General features: G+C 71.0%; 14 protein-coding genes. 12 read left to right on the plus strand and 2 right to left on the minus strand.

From position 1 onward, the window contains the following. The first annotated feature begins 37 nt into the window (after positions 1–37). The 4 genes from ACZ7L6_RS04045 (at position 38) to ACZ7L6_RS04060 (ending at position 7241) form a co-directional block, all read left to right on the plus strand. Positions 38–1294 carry a glycoside hydrolase 5 family protein gene (locus ACZ7L6_RS04045; RefSeq protein WP_471920370.1) on the plus strand — a complete coding sequence of 419 codons (1257 nt, stop codon included), beginning with the start codon at positions 38–40 and terminating at the stop codon, positions 1292–1294. Continuing rightward, positions 1291–3285 carry an endo-beta-N-acetylglucosaminidase gene (locus ACZ7L6_RS04050; RefSeq protein ID WP_471920371.1) on the plus strand — a complete coding sequence of 665 codons (1995 nt, stop codon included), beginning with the start codon at positions 1291–1293 and terminating at the stop codon, positions 3283–3285. Before ACZ7L6_RS04045 ends, ACZ7L6_RS04050 begins: the two co-directional genes overlap by 4 nt. Positions 3286–3310: 25 nt before the next feature. Beyond that, entirely contained in the window at positions 3311–6334 is a 3024-nt protein-coding gene (locus tag ACZ7L6_RS04055; RefSeq protein ID WP_471920372.1) for an alpha-mannosidase, read from the plus strand. Between the two features lie 91 nt (positions 6335–6425). Then, complete coding sequence (locus ACZ7L6_RS04060; RefSeq protein ID WP_471920373.1) at positions 6426–7241, plus strand: N-acetylmuramoyl-L-alanine amidase; 816 nt, start codon at positions 6426–6428, stop codon at positions 7239–7241. Positions 7242–7315: 74 nt separating this feature from the next. Here ACZ7L6_RS04060 and ACZ7L6_RS04065 read toward each other — a convergent pair whose 3' ends face one another. Beyond that, positions 7316–8044, minus strand: coding sequence for a FadR/GntR family transcriptional regulator (locus ACZ7L6_RS04065; protein WP_471920374.1), 729 nt, complete (start codon positions 8042–8044; stop codon positions 7316–7318). 196 nt (positions 8045–8240) lie between these two features. Here ACZ7L6_RS04065 and ACZ7L6_RS04070 point away from each other — a divergent pair, with 196 nt between their 5' ends. The 8 genes from ACZ7L6_RS04070 to ACZ7L6_RS04105 are packed head-to-tail and all read left to right on the plus strand — an operon-like array spanning position 8241 to position 16078. Beyond that, complete coding sequence (locus ACZ7L6_RS04070; RefSeq protein WP_471920375.1) at positions 8241–9314, plus strand: sugar ABC transporter substrate-binding protein; 1074 nt, start codon at positions 8241–8243, stop codon at positions 9312–9314. Beyond that, the gene (locus ACZ7L6_RS04075) at positions 9311–10813 is read left to right on the plus strand and encodes a sugar ABC transporter ATP-binding protein (RefSeq protein ID WP_471920376.1); all 1503 of its coding nucleotides are present in this window, start codon (positions 9311–9313) and stop codon (positions 10811–10813) included. The genes ACZ7L6_RS04070 and ACZ7L6_RS04075 overlap by 4 nt, the downstream gene beginning before the upstream one ends. Further along, positions 10806–11831: an ABC transporter permease gene (locus tag ACZ7L6_RS04080; protein WP_471920377.1), complete on the plus strand. Its 1026-nt coding sequence runs from the start codon at positions 10806–10808 to the stop codon at positions 11829–11831. Before ACZ7L6_RS04075 ends, ACZ7L6_RS04080 begins: the two co-directional genes overlap by 8 nt. 45 nt (positions 11832–11876) lie before the next feature. Next, on the plus strand, positions 11877–13241 hold the full coding sequence (locus ACZ7L6_RS04085) for an L-fuconate dehydratase (protein WP_471920378.1): 1365 nt from the start codon (positions 11877–11879) through the stop codon (positions 13239–13241). Then, a complete protein-coding gene (locus tag ACZ7L6_RS04090; RefSeq protein ID WP_471920379.1) occupies positions 13238–13993 on the plus strand; it encodes an SDR family NAD(P)-dependent oxidoreductase in 756 nt (251 codons plus the stop codon). Before ACZ7L6_RS04085 ends, ACZ7L6_RS04090 begins: the two co-directional genes overlap by 4 nt. Beyond that, positions 13990–14937: an aldo/keto reductase gene (locus ACZ7L6_RS04095; RefSeq protein WP_471920380.1), complete on the plus strand. Its 948-nt coding sequence runs from the start codon at positions 13990–13992 to the stop codon at positions 14935–14937. Before ACZ7L6_RS04090 ends, ACZ7L6_RS04095 begins: the two co-directional genes overlap by 4 nt. Then, on the plus strand, positions 14934–15248 hold the full coding sequence (locus tag ACZ7L6_RS04100) for an L-rhamnose mutarotase (RefSeq protein ID WP_471920381.1): 315 nt from the start codon (positions 14934–14936) through the stop codon (positions 15246–15248). Before ACZ7L6_RS04095 ends, ACZ7L6_RS04100 begins: the two co-directional genes overlap by 4 nt. Continuing rightward, positions 15233–16078: an amidohydrolase family protein gene (locus ACZ7L6_RS04105; RefSeq protein WP_471920382.1), complete on the plus strand. Its 846-nt coding sequence runs from the start codon at positions 15233–15235 to the stop codon at positions 16076–16078. Before ACZ7L6_RS04100 ends, ACZ7L6_RS04105 begins: the two co-directional genes overlap by 16 nt. On the opposite strand, the gene ACZ7L6_RS04110 is transcribed toward ACZ7L6_RS04105, so the two are convergent. Then, positions 16066–17487, minus strand: a complete 1422-nt coding sequence (locus ACZ7L6_RS04110) for a lipase maturation factor family protein (RefSeq protein ID WP_471920383.1) — start codon at positions 17485–17487, stop codon at positions 16066–16068. The two genes, ACZ7L6_RS04105 and ACZ7L6_RS04110, sit on opposite strands and share 13 nt — an antisense overlap. Positions 17488–17493 lie beyond the last annotated feature (6 nt).

Raw genomic sequence — 17493 nt, forward strand, 5'->3', positions numbered from 1 at the left:
CCGCCGTACCTCCCCCACCTCCGTCACAAGGACACGCATGCCTTCTGCCGTGCGCTTCGGCGTCAACTACACCCCGAGCGAAGGGTGGTTCCACCACTGGCTCGACTTCGACCTCGACTCCGTGCGCGCCGACCTCGACTCCGTCGCGGCGCTGGGCCTCGACCACATCCGCGTCTTCCCGCTGTGGCCCTACTTCCAGCCGAACCGCTCGCTGATCCGGGGGCGGGCCGTCGAACAGCTGCTCCAGCTCGTCGACGCCGCCGCCGAACGCGGCCTCGACGTCAACGTGGACGGTCTGCAAGGCCACTTGAGCAGCTTCGACTTCCTCCCGGCCTGGACCCGGACCTGGCACCGCCGCAACCTCTTCACCGACCCGGACGTCCTCGACGGCCAGGCCGCCTACCTGCGCACCCTCGCCGCCGCGCTCGCCGACCGGCCGAACTTCCTCGGCATGACCCTCGGCAACGAGGTCAACCAGTTCTCGGCGGGCCCGCACCCCGACCCCGACCGCGCGACCGAGGCCGAGATCGACCGCTGGCTGACGCGCATGCTCGCCGCCTGCGAGGAGGGGGCCCCCGGCAGGCTGCATCTGCACGCCGAGTACGACGCGACCTGGTACCAGGACGACCAGCCCTTCACGCCGGCCCAGGCCGCCCGGCACGGCGCCGTCACCGCCGTGCACTCCTGGGTCTTCAACGGCACCGCCCAGCGCCACGGCCGTACCTCCGTCGCGACCGAACACCACGCCGCGTACCTCGTCGAGCTGAGCAAGGCCTGGGCCGACGACCCGCACCGCCCCGTCTGGCTCCAGGAGGTCGGCGCGCCCGCGCCCCTGATCCCGCCCGAGCACGCCGCCGCGTTCACCGAGGCGACGGTGGCCAACGCCCTGGACTGCCCGGACCTGTGGGGCATCACCTGGTGGTGCTCCCACGACGTCTCCCGGGGCCTCGCCGACTTCCCGGACCTGGAGTACGGGCTCGGCCTGCTGACCAACGACCGCAAACCGAAGGAGGCGGCCCGGGTGCTGGAGCGCGCGGCGAGCGAGCGCACGCAGGCGCCCACGCCCCGCACCACCGCGCTCGTCGTCCCGGCCGACCCGTCCACCCGCTCGCTCTGCGCCCCCGGCGGCCCGGTGTTCGACGCCTGGTTCCGGCTGGTCGCCGACGGCGCCCGCCCCACCACCGTCCTCGACACACGCGCCGCGGACCAGGACCACCTCTCGGCACGCGGCATCACCGAGGTCGTCACTCCCGATCAGGTACTCCCCACCCCACAAGGAGGCACCCGCTCGTGAACCCCACCAGACGCACCGTCCTGCTGGCCGCCGCAGGGACAGCCCTGTTCCCCTCGCCGGCCGCAGCAGCGGCACCCGCCGCACTCCAGCCGTACGCCTCCTACTGGTATCCGGACTCCCTGCCCTCCGGCACCCCCGGCACCGGCATCACCTGGCGCAGCCTCAAGGCCTGGCGGGCGGCCGACGACCCGGACCGCGCCTTCAACACGTCGAGCGTCCCGCTCGCCCCGCGCTTCACCCCGACCCCGGTGAACTCGACCGCCCGCGCGGGCCAGGCCCGTATCCAGTCCTTGGTGTCCTTCGGGCCCACCTCCAGCAACCCGTCCCAGGGCTCGGCCACCGCCGATTACTACGCCCTCACCCACTGGGCGTACATCGACGAGCTGGTGTTCTGGGGCGGCTCGTCGGGCGAGGGCCTGATCCTTGCGCCGAACGCCCCGATCGTGGACGCCGCCCACCGGCACGGCGTGCCCGTCCTCGGGAACGTCTTCCTGCCGCCGGTCGCCTACGGCGGGCAGTTGCGGTGGACGCGTGACCTGGTGCAGAGGGACGCGGCCGGGCGCTACCCGCTCGCCGCCCAACTCGTGGCGGTGGCTTCGGCGTACGGCTTCGACGGGTGGTTCGTCAACGCCGAGACCGGGGGAGGGGACGCGGCCCTCGGGGCCGACATGCTGGGATTCATGCGGGAGCTGAAGTCGCTCGCCAGAGCCGCCGGACAGCGGGTGACCTGGTACGACTCGATGACCGTGAACGGCACCGTGAGCTGGCAGGGGGCCCTCAACTCCCAGAACGAGGCGTTCTTCCGGGCCGCCGACGACATGTTCGTCGACTTCCGGTGGACGGCGGCGAAGCTGACGTCGTCGGGGCAGCGAGCCGAGCGACTGGGGCGCAGCCGCTACGAGTTGTGGGCGGGCGTCGACGTCGAGGCGAACGGCTGGAACAAGGCCGTGGACTGGGACGCGATCGTGCCGCGAGACAAGGCGCACGTCGTGTCGGTCGGCTTCTACCGGCCCGAGTGGACGCGCAACCACCTCCCGGCGGACGGGCGGACTCCGGAGGACTTCCACGCCGCCGACGACCGGTTCTGGACCGGGCGGTCACTGGATCCGTCGCAGCCGGACGGTACGGACGGCTGGCGGGCGCCCGCGGTGTCCGTCGCCGACCGGTCGACGGTGACCTCGGTGCCGTTCGCGAGCGTGTTCAACACCGGGCACGGGCTGCGGTGGTACGAGGAGGGGTCCGTCGCCTCGGACACGCCCTGGAATCACCTTGGTCTCCAGGACCGGCTGCCGTCCCGGCGGTGGGTGGTGCGAACGGAAGGGCAACGGCCCGCTGTCTCCTTCGACTTCGCGGACGCGTGGCGGGGCGGCAGCAGCGTGCTCGTGGACGGCGTACTGGACGAACCGGCCACGGTGGACCTGTACGCCGTCCGGCTGCCGGTCTCCCGGGACACGGTCGTCGAGCTGACCCACCGCGTCGATGCCGGTGCCGTACGCGTCGAGCTCGCCGTCGCCACCGCCGAACCGAGCACCCCCGGGGCGACACCGCCGTACACCTTTCTGCCCGTGGAGCCGGTCGGCGACGGCTGGCAGACGGCGAGCGTACGGCTCACCGGCCTGTCCGGGACCGTCCACGCGATCGGCGTGCGGCTCACCGCGGCCGAGGGCCCGGTGCGGTGGCGGCTGGGCGGGCTCGCGGTGCACGACACGGCCGGCACTCCCGCCGCCCCCTCCGGTCCCCGGATCACCGCGGCCTCCGGAGGTGACCTGCGCCTCGCCTGGAACCCCGCCCCCGGCGCCGTACGCCACTACACCCTGCACCGGTTGCTGCCGGACGGCACCCGGCGCTTCCTCGGCGCCACCTGCCAGCGCGCCTACTTCCTCACCGGGCTCCAGCCCGAACAGGGCGAGCGGGAGGCGAAGTTGGAACTGCGTGCCGTAGGGGAGCTGTACACCTCGTCGGACCCCGTGACCGTGACCCACCCCTGGTAACCCCGAGTCCTGGAGGGCACCCCGCATGCATGACGACCGCAGCCTGGTCGAAGCCCGTCTCAAGCGCGTCCTCGACGAACGCGTCCGCCCCGCCGTGTACCCGGAGTCCGTGCCGCTGGAAGTGGCGGTGTGGCATGCGCCGGGCGAGCCGGTGCCGGTCGCCGAGGGGCTCGCGGCCGAACCCGAGCCGATCGCGGTGGGCGCCCGCTGGGGTGCTCCCTGGGGCACCAGCTGGTTCCGGGTCACCGGGACCGTACCCGAGGCGTGGGCCGGGAGGACGGTCGAGGCGCTCCTCGACCTCGGGTTCGACGAGAACATGCCCGGCTTCCAGTGCGAGGGCCTGGTGTACCGGCCCGACGGCACCCCTGTGAAGGGCCTCAACCCGCGCAACCAGTGGGTCCGCATCGGCGCGCCCGTCGAGGGCGGCGAGGAGGTGCGGTTGCACATCGAGGCCGCCTCCAACCCCGTCATCCTCGACTACCACCCCTTCCTGCCCACACAACTCGGCGACAAGGAGACCGCGGGCAGCGCACCGCAGTACACGCTCACCCGCATGGACCTCGCCGTCTTCGACGAGACGGTGTGGCAGCTCGTGCTCGACCTGGAGGTGCTCGGCGAGCTGATGGCCGAGCTGCCGGTGGAGTCGGCGCGCCGCTGGGACATCCTGCGGGCGGTGGACAAGGCGCTCGACGCGATCGACCTCCAGGACGTCAACGGTACGGCGGCGCAGGCGCGGGCACGGCTTGAGACGGTCCTGTCCGAGCCCGCCGCCCCCTCCGCGCACCGCATCAGCGCCGTCGGCCACGCGCACATCGACTCGGCGTGGCTGTGGCCGCTGCGCGAGACGGTCCGCAAGGTGGCGCGTACGACCTCCAACATGACCGCGCTGCTCGACGACGAGCCCGAGTTCGTGTTCGCCATGTCGCAGGCCCAGCAGTGGGCGTGGGTGAAGGAGCACCGGCCCGAGGTGTGGGCGCGGGTGAAGAAGGCGGTGGCGGACGGGCGGTTCGTGCCGGCGGGCGGGATGTGGGTGGAGTCGGACACCAACATGCCGGGCTCGGAGGCGATGGCCCGGCAGTTCGTGCACGGCAAGCGGTTCTTCCTCGACGAGTTCGGCATCGAGAACGACGAGGCCTGGCTGCCCGACACCTTCGGCTTCGCCGCCGGACTGCCCCAGATCATCAAGGCCGCCGGCTCCAAGTGGCTGCTGACACAGAAGATCTCCTGGTCGCAGACGAACAAGTTCCCGCACCACACCTTCCGGTGGGAGGGCATCGACGGCACCCGGATCTTCACCCACTTCCCGCCCGTCGACACCTACAACTGCTCCATGAGGGGCAGCGAGATCGCCCACGCTGCCCGCAACTTCAAGGACAAGGGCGTCGCCCGGCACTCCCTCGCCCCCACCGGCTGGGGCGACGGAGGCGGCGGCACGACCCGCGAGATGATCGGCAAGGCGGCGCGCCTGCGCGACCTGGAAGGCTCCGCCACCGTCGTATGGGAGACCCCGGAGGAGTTCTTCCGCAAGGCCGAGGCCGAACACCCCGACCCGCCCGTCTGGGTCGGCGAGCTCTACCTCGAACTCCACCGCGCCACCCTCACCAGCCAGGCGAAGACCAAGCAGGGCAACCGCCGCAGCGAACACCTCCTGCGCGAGGCCGAACTGTGGGCCGCGACGGCCGCCGTACGTACCGGATTCCCTTACCCGTACGAGGAGTTGGACCGCATCTGGAAGACGGTGCTGCTGCACCAGTTCCACGACATCCTGCCCGGCTCGTCGATCGCCTGGGTGCATCGCGAGGCACGCGCCACGTACGAGCGCCTCGCCGGGGAGCTGACCGGGATCATCGAGGCGGCTCAGCGCTCCCTGGCGGGCGACGGCGAGACCGCGCTCGTGTTCAACGCGGCTCCGCACGCGCGGGACGGGATTCCGGCGGGCGGCGCACGGACCCCGGTGAGCGAGGGCCGGACGGCGCTCACGGAACGTCCGGGTGGCGGCTTCGTCCTCGACAACGGCCTGCTGCGGATCGAGATCGACGCGCAGGGTCTGGTCGTGTCGGCGTACGACATCGAGGCGGACCGCGAGACGGTCGCCCCGGACCGGTCCGCCAATCTCCTCCAGCTCCACCCGGACTTCCCGAACATGTGGGACGCCTGGGACGTCGACGCCTTCTACCGCCACACGGTCACCGACCTGACCGAGGCGGACGAGATCGCCGCCGACGAGGACGGAACCTCGGTGCGGATCGTCCGCTCCTTCGGAGCCTCGCGCGTCACCCAGCAGCTCTCGCTCGCGCCGGGGCAGCGGCGGCTGCTCATCGACACGGAGGTCGACTGGCACGAGACGGAGAAGTTCCTGAAGCTGGCCTTCCCGCTCGACGTGCACGCGGAAAGGTACGCGTCGGAGACCCAGTTCGGGCACTTCTTCCGCCCCACGCACACCAACACCAGCTGGGAGGCGGCCAAGTTCGAGGCCTGCAACCACCGCTTCGTCCACCTGGAGGAGCCGGGCTGGGGCGTCGCCGTCGTCAACGACTCGACGTACGGCCACGACGTCACCCGCACGGTCCGCACCGACGGCGACCGCGGTACGACCACCACCGTGCGCCTCTCGCTGCTGCGTGCCCCGCGCTTCCCGGACCCGGAGACCGACCAGGGCGTCCACCGCTTCCGGCACGCCCTCGTGCCGGGCGCGGGCATCGGGGACGCGGTGCGTGAGGGCTGGCGGATCAATCTGCCGGAGCGGCGGATCAGCGGTGCGCGGGAGGTGGCCCCGCTGGTGACGGTGGACCGGGACGCGGTCGTGATCACGGCCGTCAAGCTGGCCGACGACGGCAGCGGAGACGTGGTGGTACGCCTCCACGAGGCCCACGGCGGCCGGGCCCGGGCCACGCTGACGGCGGACTTCGAGGTCACGGACGTCACGGCGACGGACCTCCTGGAACGCCCGCTGCCCGGGAAGCCGTCGCGCGACGGCCGCCAAGTCGCCCTGCGCCTACGGCCGTTCGAGCTGATGACGTTGCGGCTGCGGCGGGCCCGGGTCCACTGACGGCGAACTACGGCGCGCCGCCGTGCGGCGGATGCCAACTGGCCCCACACTCAAGGAGGTTGGCGTTTCAATCAGCGCCTTGGAGGCCCACTTGAAGCTTGTCACGCGCGCCCAGCTCGGCTGGCCCGCATCCGCCGCACCCACGCAGGCTTCGGCCAAGGGCGTGAAGGTCCATTACGAGGGCTCGCCGGTCAGCGTCGAACTCCTCGACGACCACGATCTGTGCATCGCCGAATGGAAGAAGATCCGAGCCGCCCACCTGGCGAACGAGAAGGAGAACTACTCGGACATCGCCTACAACTACGGGGCCTGTCCGCACGGTTACCTCCTCGAAGGCCGCGGCCTCGGCAGACGCACTGGAGCGAACGGCAACCAGGAACTCAACCGCGGCCACTACGCGATTGTCGGCCTCGTCGGCAACAAGGGGCTCACCAAGCCGACGGACGCGATGCTCGGCGCGATCCGCGACGGCATCGAGCTGCTGCGCAAGCACGGTGCCGGAAAGGAGATCAAGGGGCACCGGGACGGTCACGCCACGGCGTGCCCGGGAGAGCACCTGTACGCCTGGGTGAAGAAGGGAGCGCCGCGGCCCGGTGGCTCGACGACTGTTCCGGGTCCGCGCACGGTGGTCGACGTGTCGCGCATGGTCGCTGCCGCCAAGCACGACCCGGCCAAGTCGGGCACGCCGGTGTCGTACTCGGGTGTGAAGACCGTGGAGAAGGCGCTTGTCGCGGAGGGCCTCCTCGAATCGAGGCTCGCGGACGGCCACTTCGGCACGACGACCCTCAAGGCGTACGCCGCCTGGCAGCGTCGCTGCGGCTTCAGCGGTGACGACGCCAACGGCATCCCCGGCCAGGTGTCGCTGGAGAAGCTCGGGAAAGAGCACGGTTTCGATGTGAAGCCGTAGAGCCGTGGCTCAGCCATGAGAAGGGCCGTTCCCCTCGTACGGGAGATGAGGGGAACGGCCCTCGGCGTTCGCGCTCATTCGCCGAGCTGCGTCCGCAGCCACTGCTCCACCTCGCCGACGTGCGCGGCCGCCGCGGCCCGCGCCGCCTCCGGATCGTGGGCGACCAGGGCGCGATGGATGGCGGCGTGTTCGCGGCGGGTGCGGGTGAAGGCGCCCTCCTCCTGGTAGCCGCGCCAGACGCGGGCGCGGAACGTGCGCGAGGACAGGCCTTCCAGGATCGCCGCCATGGTCTCGTTGCCGGCGGCGGCCGCGATCTCGCGGTGGAAGGCCAGGTCGTGGGCGAGGATCTCCTCGGGATCGTCCGTGGCGTTCATCGCGGTGAGGTGCTTCTCGACTTCCGCGAGCTGGTCCGGCGTGATCCGCGCCGCCGCCAGGGCTGTCGCCGTCGACTCCAGGATGCGGCGCACCTCCAGCAGCTCCACCAGGCGCGGGCCCCGGGAGAGGTCGGCGACCACCCCGAACGTCTCCAGCAGATCGCCGGCCTCCAGTTGCGTGACGTAGATGCCCGAACCGTGCCGGGCCTCCAGCACCCCCAGCACCGTCAGCGCACGGATCGCCTCGCGCATCGAGCTGCGGGAGATGCCGAGCCGGGCCGCCAGATCGCGCTCGGTCGGCAGCCGCTGGCCGGGCTCCAGCCGCCCCTCCGCGATCATCGCCTTGACTGCCTCGATGGCGCGCTGCGTCACGGTGCCCTTCTGTGGGCCCGCCTCGACGGTGCCCTTCTGGGGGGCTGTCTCGTCCACGCCGTTCCTCCCGTCGCCCGAGGCACCTGCGGGCGCCTCGTGAGCGGCAGTGTAATCACCAGGTTGGTCGGACCACTACGGCTGGAAACCGGGAAAATCTGCCTCCCGAGGGTGTTGTATCGCCGAAGTGGTCTGATAAATATGCGGGCATCTGCTCGACCCATGTGCTCGAACACGCTCAACGAGGAGCCGCCAGATGCCCGGCACGACAGCGCGGAAGCAGAACAGGTCACGGATGGTCAGGGCGGTGTGCGCGGTCGTCGGCGCCTCGCTCGCGCTCGCCGCGTGCGGCAGCACCAAGGACACCGGCGCGTCCAGCGCCGAGGGCGGCGGCGGTTCCGGCAAGGTCGGGGTGATCCTGCCCCTGCTGACCTCGCCGTTCTGGCAGTCGTACAACGACTACGTGCCGAAGATGGCCGACTCCGAGGGCGTCGACGCGCTCAAGACGGTCAACTCCAACAGCGACCCCTCCCAGCAGATCACCGACATCAACAACCAGCTCAACCAGGGCGTGAAGGGCCTCGTCGTCGCCCCGCTGGACAGCGCCGCCATCGAGGCCGGCCTCGACCAGGCGGAGCGCAAGGGCGTGCCGGTCGTCGCCGTCGACGTGGCGCCGGACAAGGGCAAGGTCGCGATGGTGGTGCGCGCCAACAACGTGGCGTACGGCGAGAAGGCCTGCCAGTACCTCGGCGAGCAGATCCCCTCCGGCAAGGTCGTGCAGATCATGGGCGACCTGGCCTCCGTCAACGGCCGTGACCGCTCCGAGGCCTTCCGGGCCTGCGTGAAGAAGAACTTCCCCAAGCTGAAGGTCCTGGAGATCCCGGCCAAGTGGGAGTCCGACACCGCGGCCTCCAAGCTCGACACGCTCCTCAACGCCAACCCCGACATCAAGGGCATCTACATGCAGGCGGGCGGCGTCTACCTCGCGCCGACCCTGCAGACCCTCAAGTCCAAGGGGATGCTGAAGAAGGCCGGGCAGTCCGGCCACATCACGATCGTCTCCAACGACGGCATCCCGCAGGAGTACGACGCCATCCGCAAGGGCGAGATCGACGCGACCGTCTCCCAGCCCGCCGACCTGTACGCCAAGTACGGCATGTACTACATCAAGGCGGCGATGGAGGGGAAGACCTTCAAGCCCGGCCCCACCGACCACGACTCGACCATCGTCAAACTCCCCAGCGGCATCCTGGAGGACCAGCTGCCCGCCCCGCTGGTCACCAAGGACAACGTCGACGACCCCAAGCTCTGGGGCAACACGGTCAAATGACGACGCCACTCGCCCAGGCCCGGGACATCGTCAAGCGCTACGGCCCCACCACCGCCCTCGCCGACGGCCGGCTCACCGTCCTGCCCGGCGAGTCCCACGCCCTCGTCGGCCGCAACGGCGCCGGCAAGTCGACCCTGGTCAGGATCCTCACCGGCCTCCAGGCGCCCGACGAGGGCACCGTCCGCTTCGACGGCGAGCCCGCGCCGCCGCTGACCGACCGCGACGCCTGGCGCCGCAAAGTCGCCTGCGTCTACCAACACGCCACTGTGGTCCCGGAGTTGACGGTCGCCGAGAACCTGTTCATCAACCGGCAGCCCCTTCGGCGCGGCTTCATCAGCTGGCGCAGGCTGCGCTCCGAGGCCGCCGAACTCCTCGCCACCTGGGACGTGCACGTCGACCCCGAGGCCCGCACCGCCGACCTCAAGGTCGAGGACCGGCAGATGGTGGAGATCGCCCGGGCGCTCAGCTTCGGCGCCCGCTTCATCATCCTCGACGAGCCCACCGCCCAGCTCGACAAGCGCGAGATCGAGCGGCTGTTCACGCGCATGCGGGCGCTGCAGGACTCCGGCGTCACCTTCCTGTTCATCTCGCACCACCTCCAGGAGGTGTACGAGGTCTGCCAGACCGTCACGGTGCTGCGCGACGCCCGCTGGATCACCACCGCCCCGGTCGCGGAACTCCCGCGCCGGGCCCTGGTGGAGGCCATGGCGGGCGAGTCCATCGAGGCCATCGCCGACCAGGCCGTCGACTCCGGGGACGTCGACCACGACGCCCCCGTCCTCCTGGATGCCCGCGGGCTCACCTCACCGGCGTACGAGAACGTCGACCTCACCGTCCGCCGCGGCGAGGTCGTCGGACTCGCCGGGATCAGCGGCAGCGGCAAGGTGGAGCTGGCCGAGTCCTTCGCGGGGCTGCACACCCCGACGAGCGGAACGGCACAACTGGCAGGTGAGCGGCTGCTGTTCGGCAATGTGCAGGCCGCTCTCAAGGCAGGCGTCGCCTGTGTGCCGCGAGACCGGCACGACCAGGGTCTCGTGGCCGGCATGACCATCGGCGACAACGCCACCATGAGCGTCCTCGACCGGCTCGGCCGCTTCGGTTTCGTCGGCACCGAACGCAAGCGCGGCTTCGCCACCGCCCTCATCGACCGCCTCGACATCCGCACCGAGGGCCCCGACCAGCCCGTCTCCGACCTGTCCGGCGGCAACGCGCAGAAGGTCGTCATGGCCCGCGCCCTCGCCTCCGACCCCCGGCTGCTGGTGCTGATCAACCCCACCGCCGGGGTCGACGTGAAGTCCAAGGAGTCCCTGCTCGCCCGCGTGGACAGCGCCCGCGAGGACGGCATGGCCGTACTCGTCGTCTCCGACGAACTCGACGACCTGCGCCGCTGCGACCGCGTCCTCGTCCTGTTCCACGGCCGTGTCGTCGCCGAGCACCTGGCGGGCTGGCGCGACCACGAGCTGATCGCCTCCATAGAAGGAGTGGACAACCATGGCTGACACCAAGGCCCCGCCGGTCCTGCCCGTGAAGGTGCCGGACGCCCGTGCCGCCAGGACGGTCCTGCTCCGGCGAGCCCGCGAACTCGCCCTGGTCCCGGCCCTGTTGCTCCTCATGGTGCTCGGCGCGGTGGTCAACGACTCGTTCCTCACCGAGCGCAACCTGATCTCGATCCTCGGCGCCTCCGCCGCACTGGCGATGGTCGTGCTGGCCGAGTCGCTGGTCCTGATCACCGGCAAGTTCGACCTGTCCCTCGAGTCGGTCGTCGGCATCGCGCCCGCTGTGGGAGCGCTCCTCGTGCTGCCCGCCGCCCAGTCCGGCTGGGGCACCGAACTCCCCGCCTCGCTCGCCCTGTTGGCGATCCTTGTGGTGGGCGCGGCGGTCGGTGCCTTCAACGGCATCCTGGTCGTGAAGTTCAAGCTCAACGCGTTCATCGTGACGCTCGCGATGCTGATCGTGCTGCGCGGGCTGCTGGTCGGCGCGACCAAGGGCAAGACGCTGTTCGGGATGCCCGACAGCTTCTACTCCCTGGCCACGACGACGTTCCTGAGCATCCCGATGTCGGTGTGGCTCGCGGCGGCCGCCTTCGCGATCGCCGGGTTCGTGCTGAAGTACCACCGCATCGGGCGCGCGCTGTACGCCATCGGCGGCAACGCGGACGCCGCCCGCGCGGCCGGCATCCGGGTCGAGCGGGTGATGCTCGGCGTGTTCGTCGTCGCGGGCACCCTGGCCGCCGTCGGCGGGATCATCCAGACCGGGTACGTGGGTGCGATCAGTGCCAACCAGGGCAACAACATGATCTTCACCGTGTTCGCGGCCGCGGTCATCGGCGGCATCAGCCTGGACGGCGGCAAGGGCACCATGTTCGGCGCCCTGACCGGCGTACTCCTGCTGGGTGTCGTGCAGAACCTGCTCACCCTCGCCCAGGTGCCGTCGTTCTGGATCCAGGCCATCTACGGCGGAATCATCCTGGTCGCCCTCATGATCGCCCGCGTGACGACGGGTCGCGCCCAGGACTGACCCGCGCCGACCCCCTCATCGACGTCACCGACCGAAAGGCCCTCCGTGTCCCCGACCCCCGGCCCCTCTTGTCGCATCTCCGCGCTCGACACCTACGACATCCGCTTCCCCACCTCGCGCGAGCTCGACGGCTCCGACGCCATGAACCCGGACCCCGACTACTCGGCGGCGTACGTCGTCCTGCGCACGGACAGTCAGGAAGGCGTCGACGGGCTGGAGGGGCACGGGTTCACCTTCACCATCGGGCGGGGCAACGAGGTTCAGGTCGCCGCGATCGAGGCACTGCGCGGGCATGTCGTCGGCCGGTCCGTCGAGGAGCTGTGTGCCGACCCGGGGACCCTGAACCGCGACCTGATCGGCGACAGCCAGCTGCGCTGGCTCGGTCCCGAGAAGGGCGTGATGCACATGGCGATCGGCGCGGTCATGAACGCCGTGTGGGACCTGGCCGCCAAGCGCGCCGCCAAGCCGCTGTGGCAACTCCTCGCCGACGCCGACCCGGAATGGATCGTCCGTCAGATCGACTTCCGGTACATCACCGACGCCCTCACGCCCGAGGAGGCGCTGCAGCTCCTGCGCCGGGGCCGGAAGGGGGCGCAAGAGCGCACGGCGCGGCTCCTGGAGCGCGGATACCCGGCCTACACGACCTCCGCCGGCTGGCTCGGCTACGACGACGAGAAGCTGACCCGGCTTGCCGCGCAGGCCGTCGCCGACGGCTTTGAGCAGATCAAGCTGAAGGTCGGCGCCGACCTGGAGGACGACGTACGGCGCTGCCGCGTCGCCCGCTCGGTCGTCGGACCGGACATCCGCATGGCGATCGACGCCAACCAGCGCTGGGACGTGGCCGAGGCGATCCGCTGGACCAAGGCGCTCGCCGAGTTCGACCCGTACTGGATCGAGGAGCCCACCAGCCCCGACGACGTCCTCGGCCACGCGGCGGTCCGCGAGGCGGTCGCCCCGGTGAAGGTGGCCACCGGCGAGCACGTGCAGAACCGGGTCGTCTTCAAGCAGCTCCTCCAGGCCGGCGCCCTCGACGTCCTCCAGATCGACGCGGCCCGCGTCGGCGGCGTCAACGAGAATCTCGCCATCCTGCTGCTCGCCGCCAAGTTCGGCGTACCGGTGTGCCCGCACGCGGGCGGCGTCGGGCTGTGCGAACTCGTCCAGCACCTGTCGATGTACGACTACGTGGCGGTCACCGGCACCACCGCGGACCGCGTCATCGAGTACGTCGACCATCTGCACGACCACTTCCTGAACCCGGTGGTGATCAGGGAAGGTCACTACACGGCACCCACCGCGCCCGGCTTCTCGGCCACCATGCGGCCCGAGTCGATCGCGCGGTACACGTTCCCGGACGGGGCCTTCTGGGCCGCCGACCTCCAGACTGGCGAAAAGAAGGGGCACGCGGCATGAGCGACTTCGACGGTCTCAAGGCGCTGGTGACGGGAGGCGCCTCCGGCATCGGCCGGGCCACGGCCGAACTCCTCGCCGCGCGCGGCGCCCAGGTCGCCGTCCTCGACCTGGACCCGTCGTCCGTCGAGAAGCCGCTGCTCGCCTTCCGCGCCGACGTCACCGACGACGCCTCCGTACGCGAGGCAGTGGCGGCCGCGGTCGCCGACCTCGGCGGACTGGACGTACTGGTCAACAACGCCGGCATCGGCGCCCAGGGCACCGTCGAGGACAACGACGACGCCGAGTGGCACCGGGTCATGGACGTCAATGTCATCGGCATGGTGCGGGCCGCGCGCGCCGCCCTGCCGCACCTGCGTCAGTCGTCGCACGCGGCGATCGTCAACACCTGCTCCATCGCGGCCACCGCGGGGCTCCCGCAGCGGGCGCTGTACAGCGCGACCAAGGGCGCCGTGTACTCGCTCACCCTGGCCATGGCCGCCGACCACGTCCGCGAGGGCATCCGCGTCAACTGCGTCAACCCCGGCACGGTCGACACCCCCTGGGTCGGCCGCCTGCTCGACGCCGCCGCCGACCCGGCCGCCGAACGCGCCGCCCTCGAGGCCCGCCAGCCCACCGGCCGCCTCGTCTCGGCCGCCGAGGTCGCGGGCGCCATCGCCTACCTGGCGAGCCCGCTCTCCGGCGCCACGACCGGCACCGCCCTCGCCGTCGACGGCGGCATGCAGGGCCTGCGGCTGCGGCCGGTGAACCGGTGAGCATCCCCCGGGGACTGGGCTTCGGAGCCGCAGCCATCGCCAACCTCTACACCGAGGTCACCGACGAGCAGGCGCACGTTGCGGTGTCCGCCGCCTGGCAGCGCGGCATCCGCTACTACGACACCGCACCCCACTACGGCCTCGGGCTGTCCGAACGCCGCCTCGGCGCGGCCCTGCGCGCGCACCCGCGCGAGGAGTACACGGTCTCGACCAAGGTGGGCCGCCGTCTGGAACCACGGACCGACGGCGGCGACGACCTGGCGCACGGCTTCGCCGTCCCCGCCACGCACCGCCGCGTCTGGGACTTCACCGCGGACGGCGTACGACGCACCCTCGACGCCAGCCTGGAACGGCTCGGCCTCGACCGCGTCGACCTCGTCTACCTCCACGACCCCGACGACCACGCCGAGCAGGCCTTCCGGGAGGGCTACCCGGCCCTGGAAAAACTCCGCTCGGAAGGCGTGGTCGGCGCGATCGGCGCCGGCATGAACCAGGCGGAGATGCTCACCCGCTTCGTCCGCGACACGGACGTCGACGTGGTGCTGTGCGCGGGCCGCTACACGCTGCTCGACCAGAGCGCGCTCACGGACCTGCTGCCCGCAGCGGTGGAACGAGGCGTCTCCGTGGTGATCGGCGGTGCCTTCAACTCGGGTCTGCTCGCGGATCCCAAGCCGGGGTCGACGTACAACTACGTCGAGGCGCCGGGAGAGTTGCTGGACAGGGCCGTGCGCATGAAGGAGATCGCGCTGCGGCACGGCATCACATTGCGAGCCGCCGCGCTGGCCTTCTGCGCGGCACATCCCGCGGTGGCGAGCGTGCTGGTGGGTGCCCGCTCGGCCGATGAAGTCCATGACTGTGCAGATCAGTTCGCCACACCGGTGCCCGCCGCCTTCTGGCAGGAGCTGCGGGACACCGGACTCCTGCGCACCGAGGAGCCGTCATGAGGATCGCCCTGCACACCACGGTCCGCGCGGACCGCGTCGCCGAGTACGAAGCCGCCCACCGCGAGGTCCCGAGAGAGCTCACGGACGCCATCCGGGCGGCCGGGGCGACCTCCTGGACGATCTGGCGCAGCGGCACCGACCTCTTCCACGTCCTGGAGTGCGAGGACTACGGCCGCCTCCTCGCCGAGCTGGAGAAACTGCCGGTCAACGTGGCCTGGCAGGCCCGCATGGCCGAACTGCTCGACGTGGTGCACGACTACTCGGCGCAGGGCGCGGAGGCCGGCCTGCCCGTCGTATGGGAGCTGCCGTGACGGTCGTCGACGCGCACCACCATGTGTGGGACCTGTCGGTGCGGGACCAGGACTGGATCGCGGGCCCCGAACTCCAGCCGCTCAGAAGGAACTTCACCGTCGCCGACCTCGCCCCCGAGGCACGGGCGGCCGGAGTCGACCGCACGGTCCTCGTCCAGACGGTCACGGTCGCCGAGGAGACCCCGGAGTTCCTGGCCCTCGCCGCCGAGCACGAGTTGATCGCGGGCGTCGTCGGCTGGACCGACCTCCCCCGCCCGGACGTCGCCGACGAGCTGGCCAGGCTGCGGGAGCTGCCCGGCGGGCAGTACCTGAAGGGCATCCGCCACCAGGTCCAGGGCGAGCCCGATCCGGAGTGGCTGCTGCGCGCGGACGTACGGCGCGGACTGGCCGCCGTGTCGGATGCGGGCCTGGTCTACGACCTGGTCGTGCTCCCGCATCAACTACCGGCCTGCGTGAAGGCCGCCGCGGATCACCCCGGCCTCACCTTCGTCCTGGACCATCTGGGCAAACCCCCCATCGCCTCCGGCGCCCTCGAACCCTGGGAAACCGCGGTCCGCTCCCTGGCCGCCCTCGCCAACACCGTCTGCAAGCTCTCCGGCATGGTCACCGAGGCCGACCTCGCGTCGTGGTCAGTGGACGACCTGCGTCCGTACGCCGACGTGGTGCTGGACGCCTTCGGCCCGGACCGGCTGATGTTCGGCTCGGACTGGCCGGTGTGCACGCTGGCGGCGTCGTACGGTCAAGTGATTACGGTGGCACGGGAGTTGACCGGCGAGTCCGACCACAAGCAGATCTTCGAGGCGACCGCCACCCGTGTCTACGACCTTTGAGCCACCCCGGCCAGCCTGGTGGGTGGCAGATACTCCCGCACGTACGTCCGCTCCCAGCACGCGCCGGTCTCCCGCAGCTCACGCCAGGTCGTGTACTGGTAGCGGTAGAGCCGGGCGCGGATGTAGCGGGGCGGCTCGTCCGGCGGGAACGGTGAGCGGCGCAGCAGCTTCAGCGTGTCGCGGTCGTTCTCCAGGAGCCGCTCCATCAGGGCGCCGAACCACGACCCGGCGTACGCGGGCGACAACGCGGCGAACCACATCAGCCAGTCCAGCCGGAGGTGGTACGGCGCGAACTGGCGCGGCCAGCGCCGGGGGTCGCCCGGCTTGCCCTTGAACTCGTACTCCCGCCAGTCCGAGTCCTCCCGCGGTACGTCGTCGGCGGTGCCCTCGATGACCACCTCGTAGCGGATCCGGCTGACGCTGCCGAACGCGCCATAGGTGTTGACCAGATGCAGCGGGTCGAAGGAGCGGTTCATGATCTGGCGGCGGGAGATCATGTTGGCGACCGGGTGGTAGCTGAGGAACAGCAGCAGCGCGGCGACCGCCAGCACCACGATCTCGTACCACAGCGGCGCGTCCGGCACGGAGGGTGGATCGCTCGGGAACTCCACCGCGGACAGGGCCAGCACGATGGTGATCCAGTTCAGCCAGGAGAAGTTGCCGGACAGGACCAGCCACAGCTGGGTCACGATCATCAGGGAAGCGGCGGCCGTCGCGATCGGCTGCGGGGTGAAGAGCAGGACCGGGACGACGAGTTGGGTGACGTGGTTGGCGGCCACCTCGACGCGGTGCAGGGGCCTGGGCAGATGATGGAAGAACCAGCTCAGCGGGCCCGGCATCGGCTGGGTCTCGTGGTGGTAGTCCAGGCAGGTGAGCTTGCGCCAGCAGGCGTCGCCGCGCATCTTGATCAGGCCCGCGCCGAACTCGACGCGGAACAGGATCCAGCGCAGCAGGAACAGCACCACGATCGGCGGCGCCACCTCGTCGTTGCCGAGGAAGACGGTGAGGAAGCCGACCTCCAGCAACAGGGACTCCCAGCCGAACGAGTACCAGGTCTGGCCGACGTTGACGATCGACAGATACAGCGCCCACGGGATCAGCCACAGCAGCATGGCGCCCCACAGGGGCACCGCCGAGTCCAGGCCGGCCAGCAGCGCCGCCGACACCGCGCAGCCCGACCAGGCGCAGACGGCGAAGAACCGGTCCGAGTAGCGCAGGTGGAACAGGCTCGGGGCGGCCTTGAACGGCACCCGCTCGACGAAGCGCGGCACCGGCAGCATTCCGCGCTCGCCGATCAGGGCCCGGAACTGCAGGGCCGCCGTCAGGAACGCGACGAAATACACGCCGGCCAGAGCCCGCTGGAAGACCAGCCGGCTCGTCCAGTACTCCGGTGCGATGAACCAGTCCACAGCCGT

The organism is Streptomyces sp. NPDC107522 (assembly GCF_055657525.1).

Coding starts and splice junctions, on each gene's coding strand:
- ACZ7L6_RS04045 (WP_471920370.1), top strand. CDS start 38: ATGCCTTCTGCCGTGCGCTTCGGCGTCAACTACACCCCGAGCGAAGGG.
- ACZ7L6_RS04055 (WP_471920372.1), top strand. CDS start 3,311: ATGCATGACGACCGCAGCCTGGTCGAAGCCCGTCTCAAGCGCGTCCTC.
- ACZ7L6_RS04070 (WP_471920375.1), top strand. CDS start 8,241: ATGCCCGGCACGACAGCGCGGAAGCAGAACAGGTCACGGATGGTCAGG.
- ACZ7L6_RS04075 (WP_471920376.1), top strand. CDS start 9,311: ATGACGACGCCACTCGCCCAGGCCCGGGACATCGTCAAGCGCTACGGC.
- ACZ7L6_RS04080 (WP_471920377.1), top strand. CDS start 10,806: ATGGCTGACACCAAGGCCCCGCCGGTCCTGCCCGTGAAGGTGCCGGAC.
- ACZ7L6_RS04090 (WP_471920379.1), top strand. CDS start 13,238: ATGAGCGACTTCGACGGTCTCAAGGCGCTGGTGACGGGAGGCGCCTCC.
- ACZ7L6_RS04100 (WP_471920381.1), top strand. CDS start 14,934: ATGAGGATCGCCCTGCACACCACGGTCCGCGCGGACCGCGTCGCCGAG.
- ACZ7L6_RS04105 (WP_471920382.1), top strand. CDS start 15,233: ATGGGAGCTGCCGTGACGGTCGTCGACGCGCACCACCATGTGTGGGAC.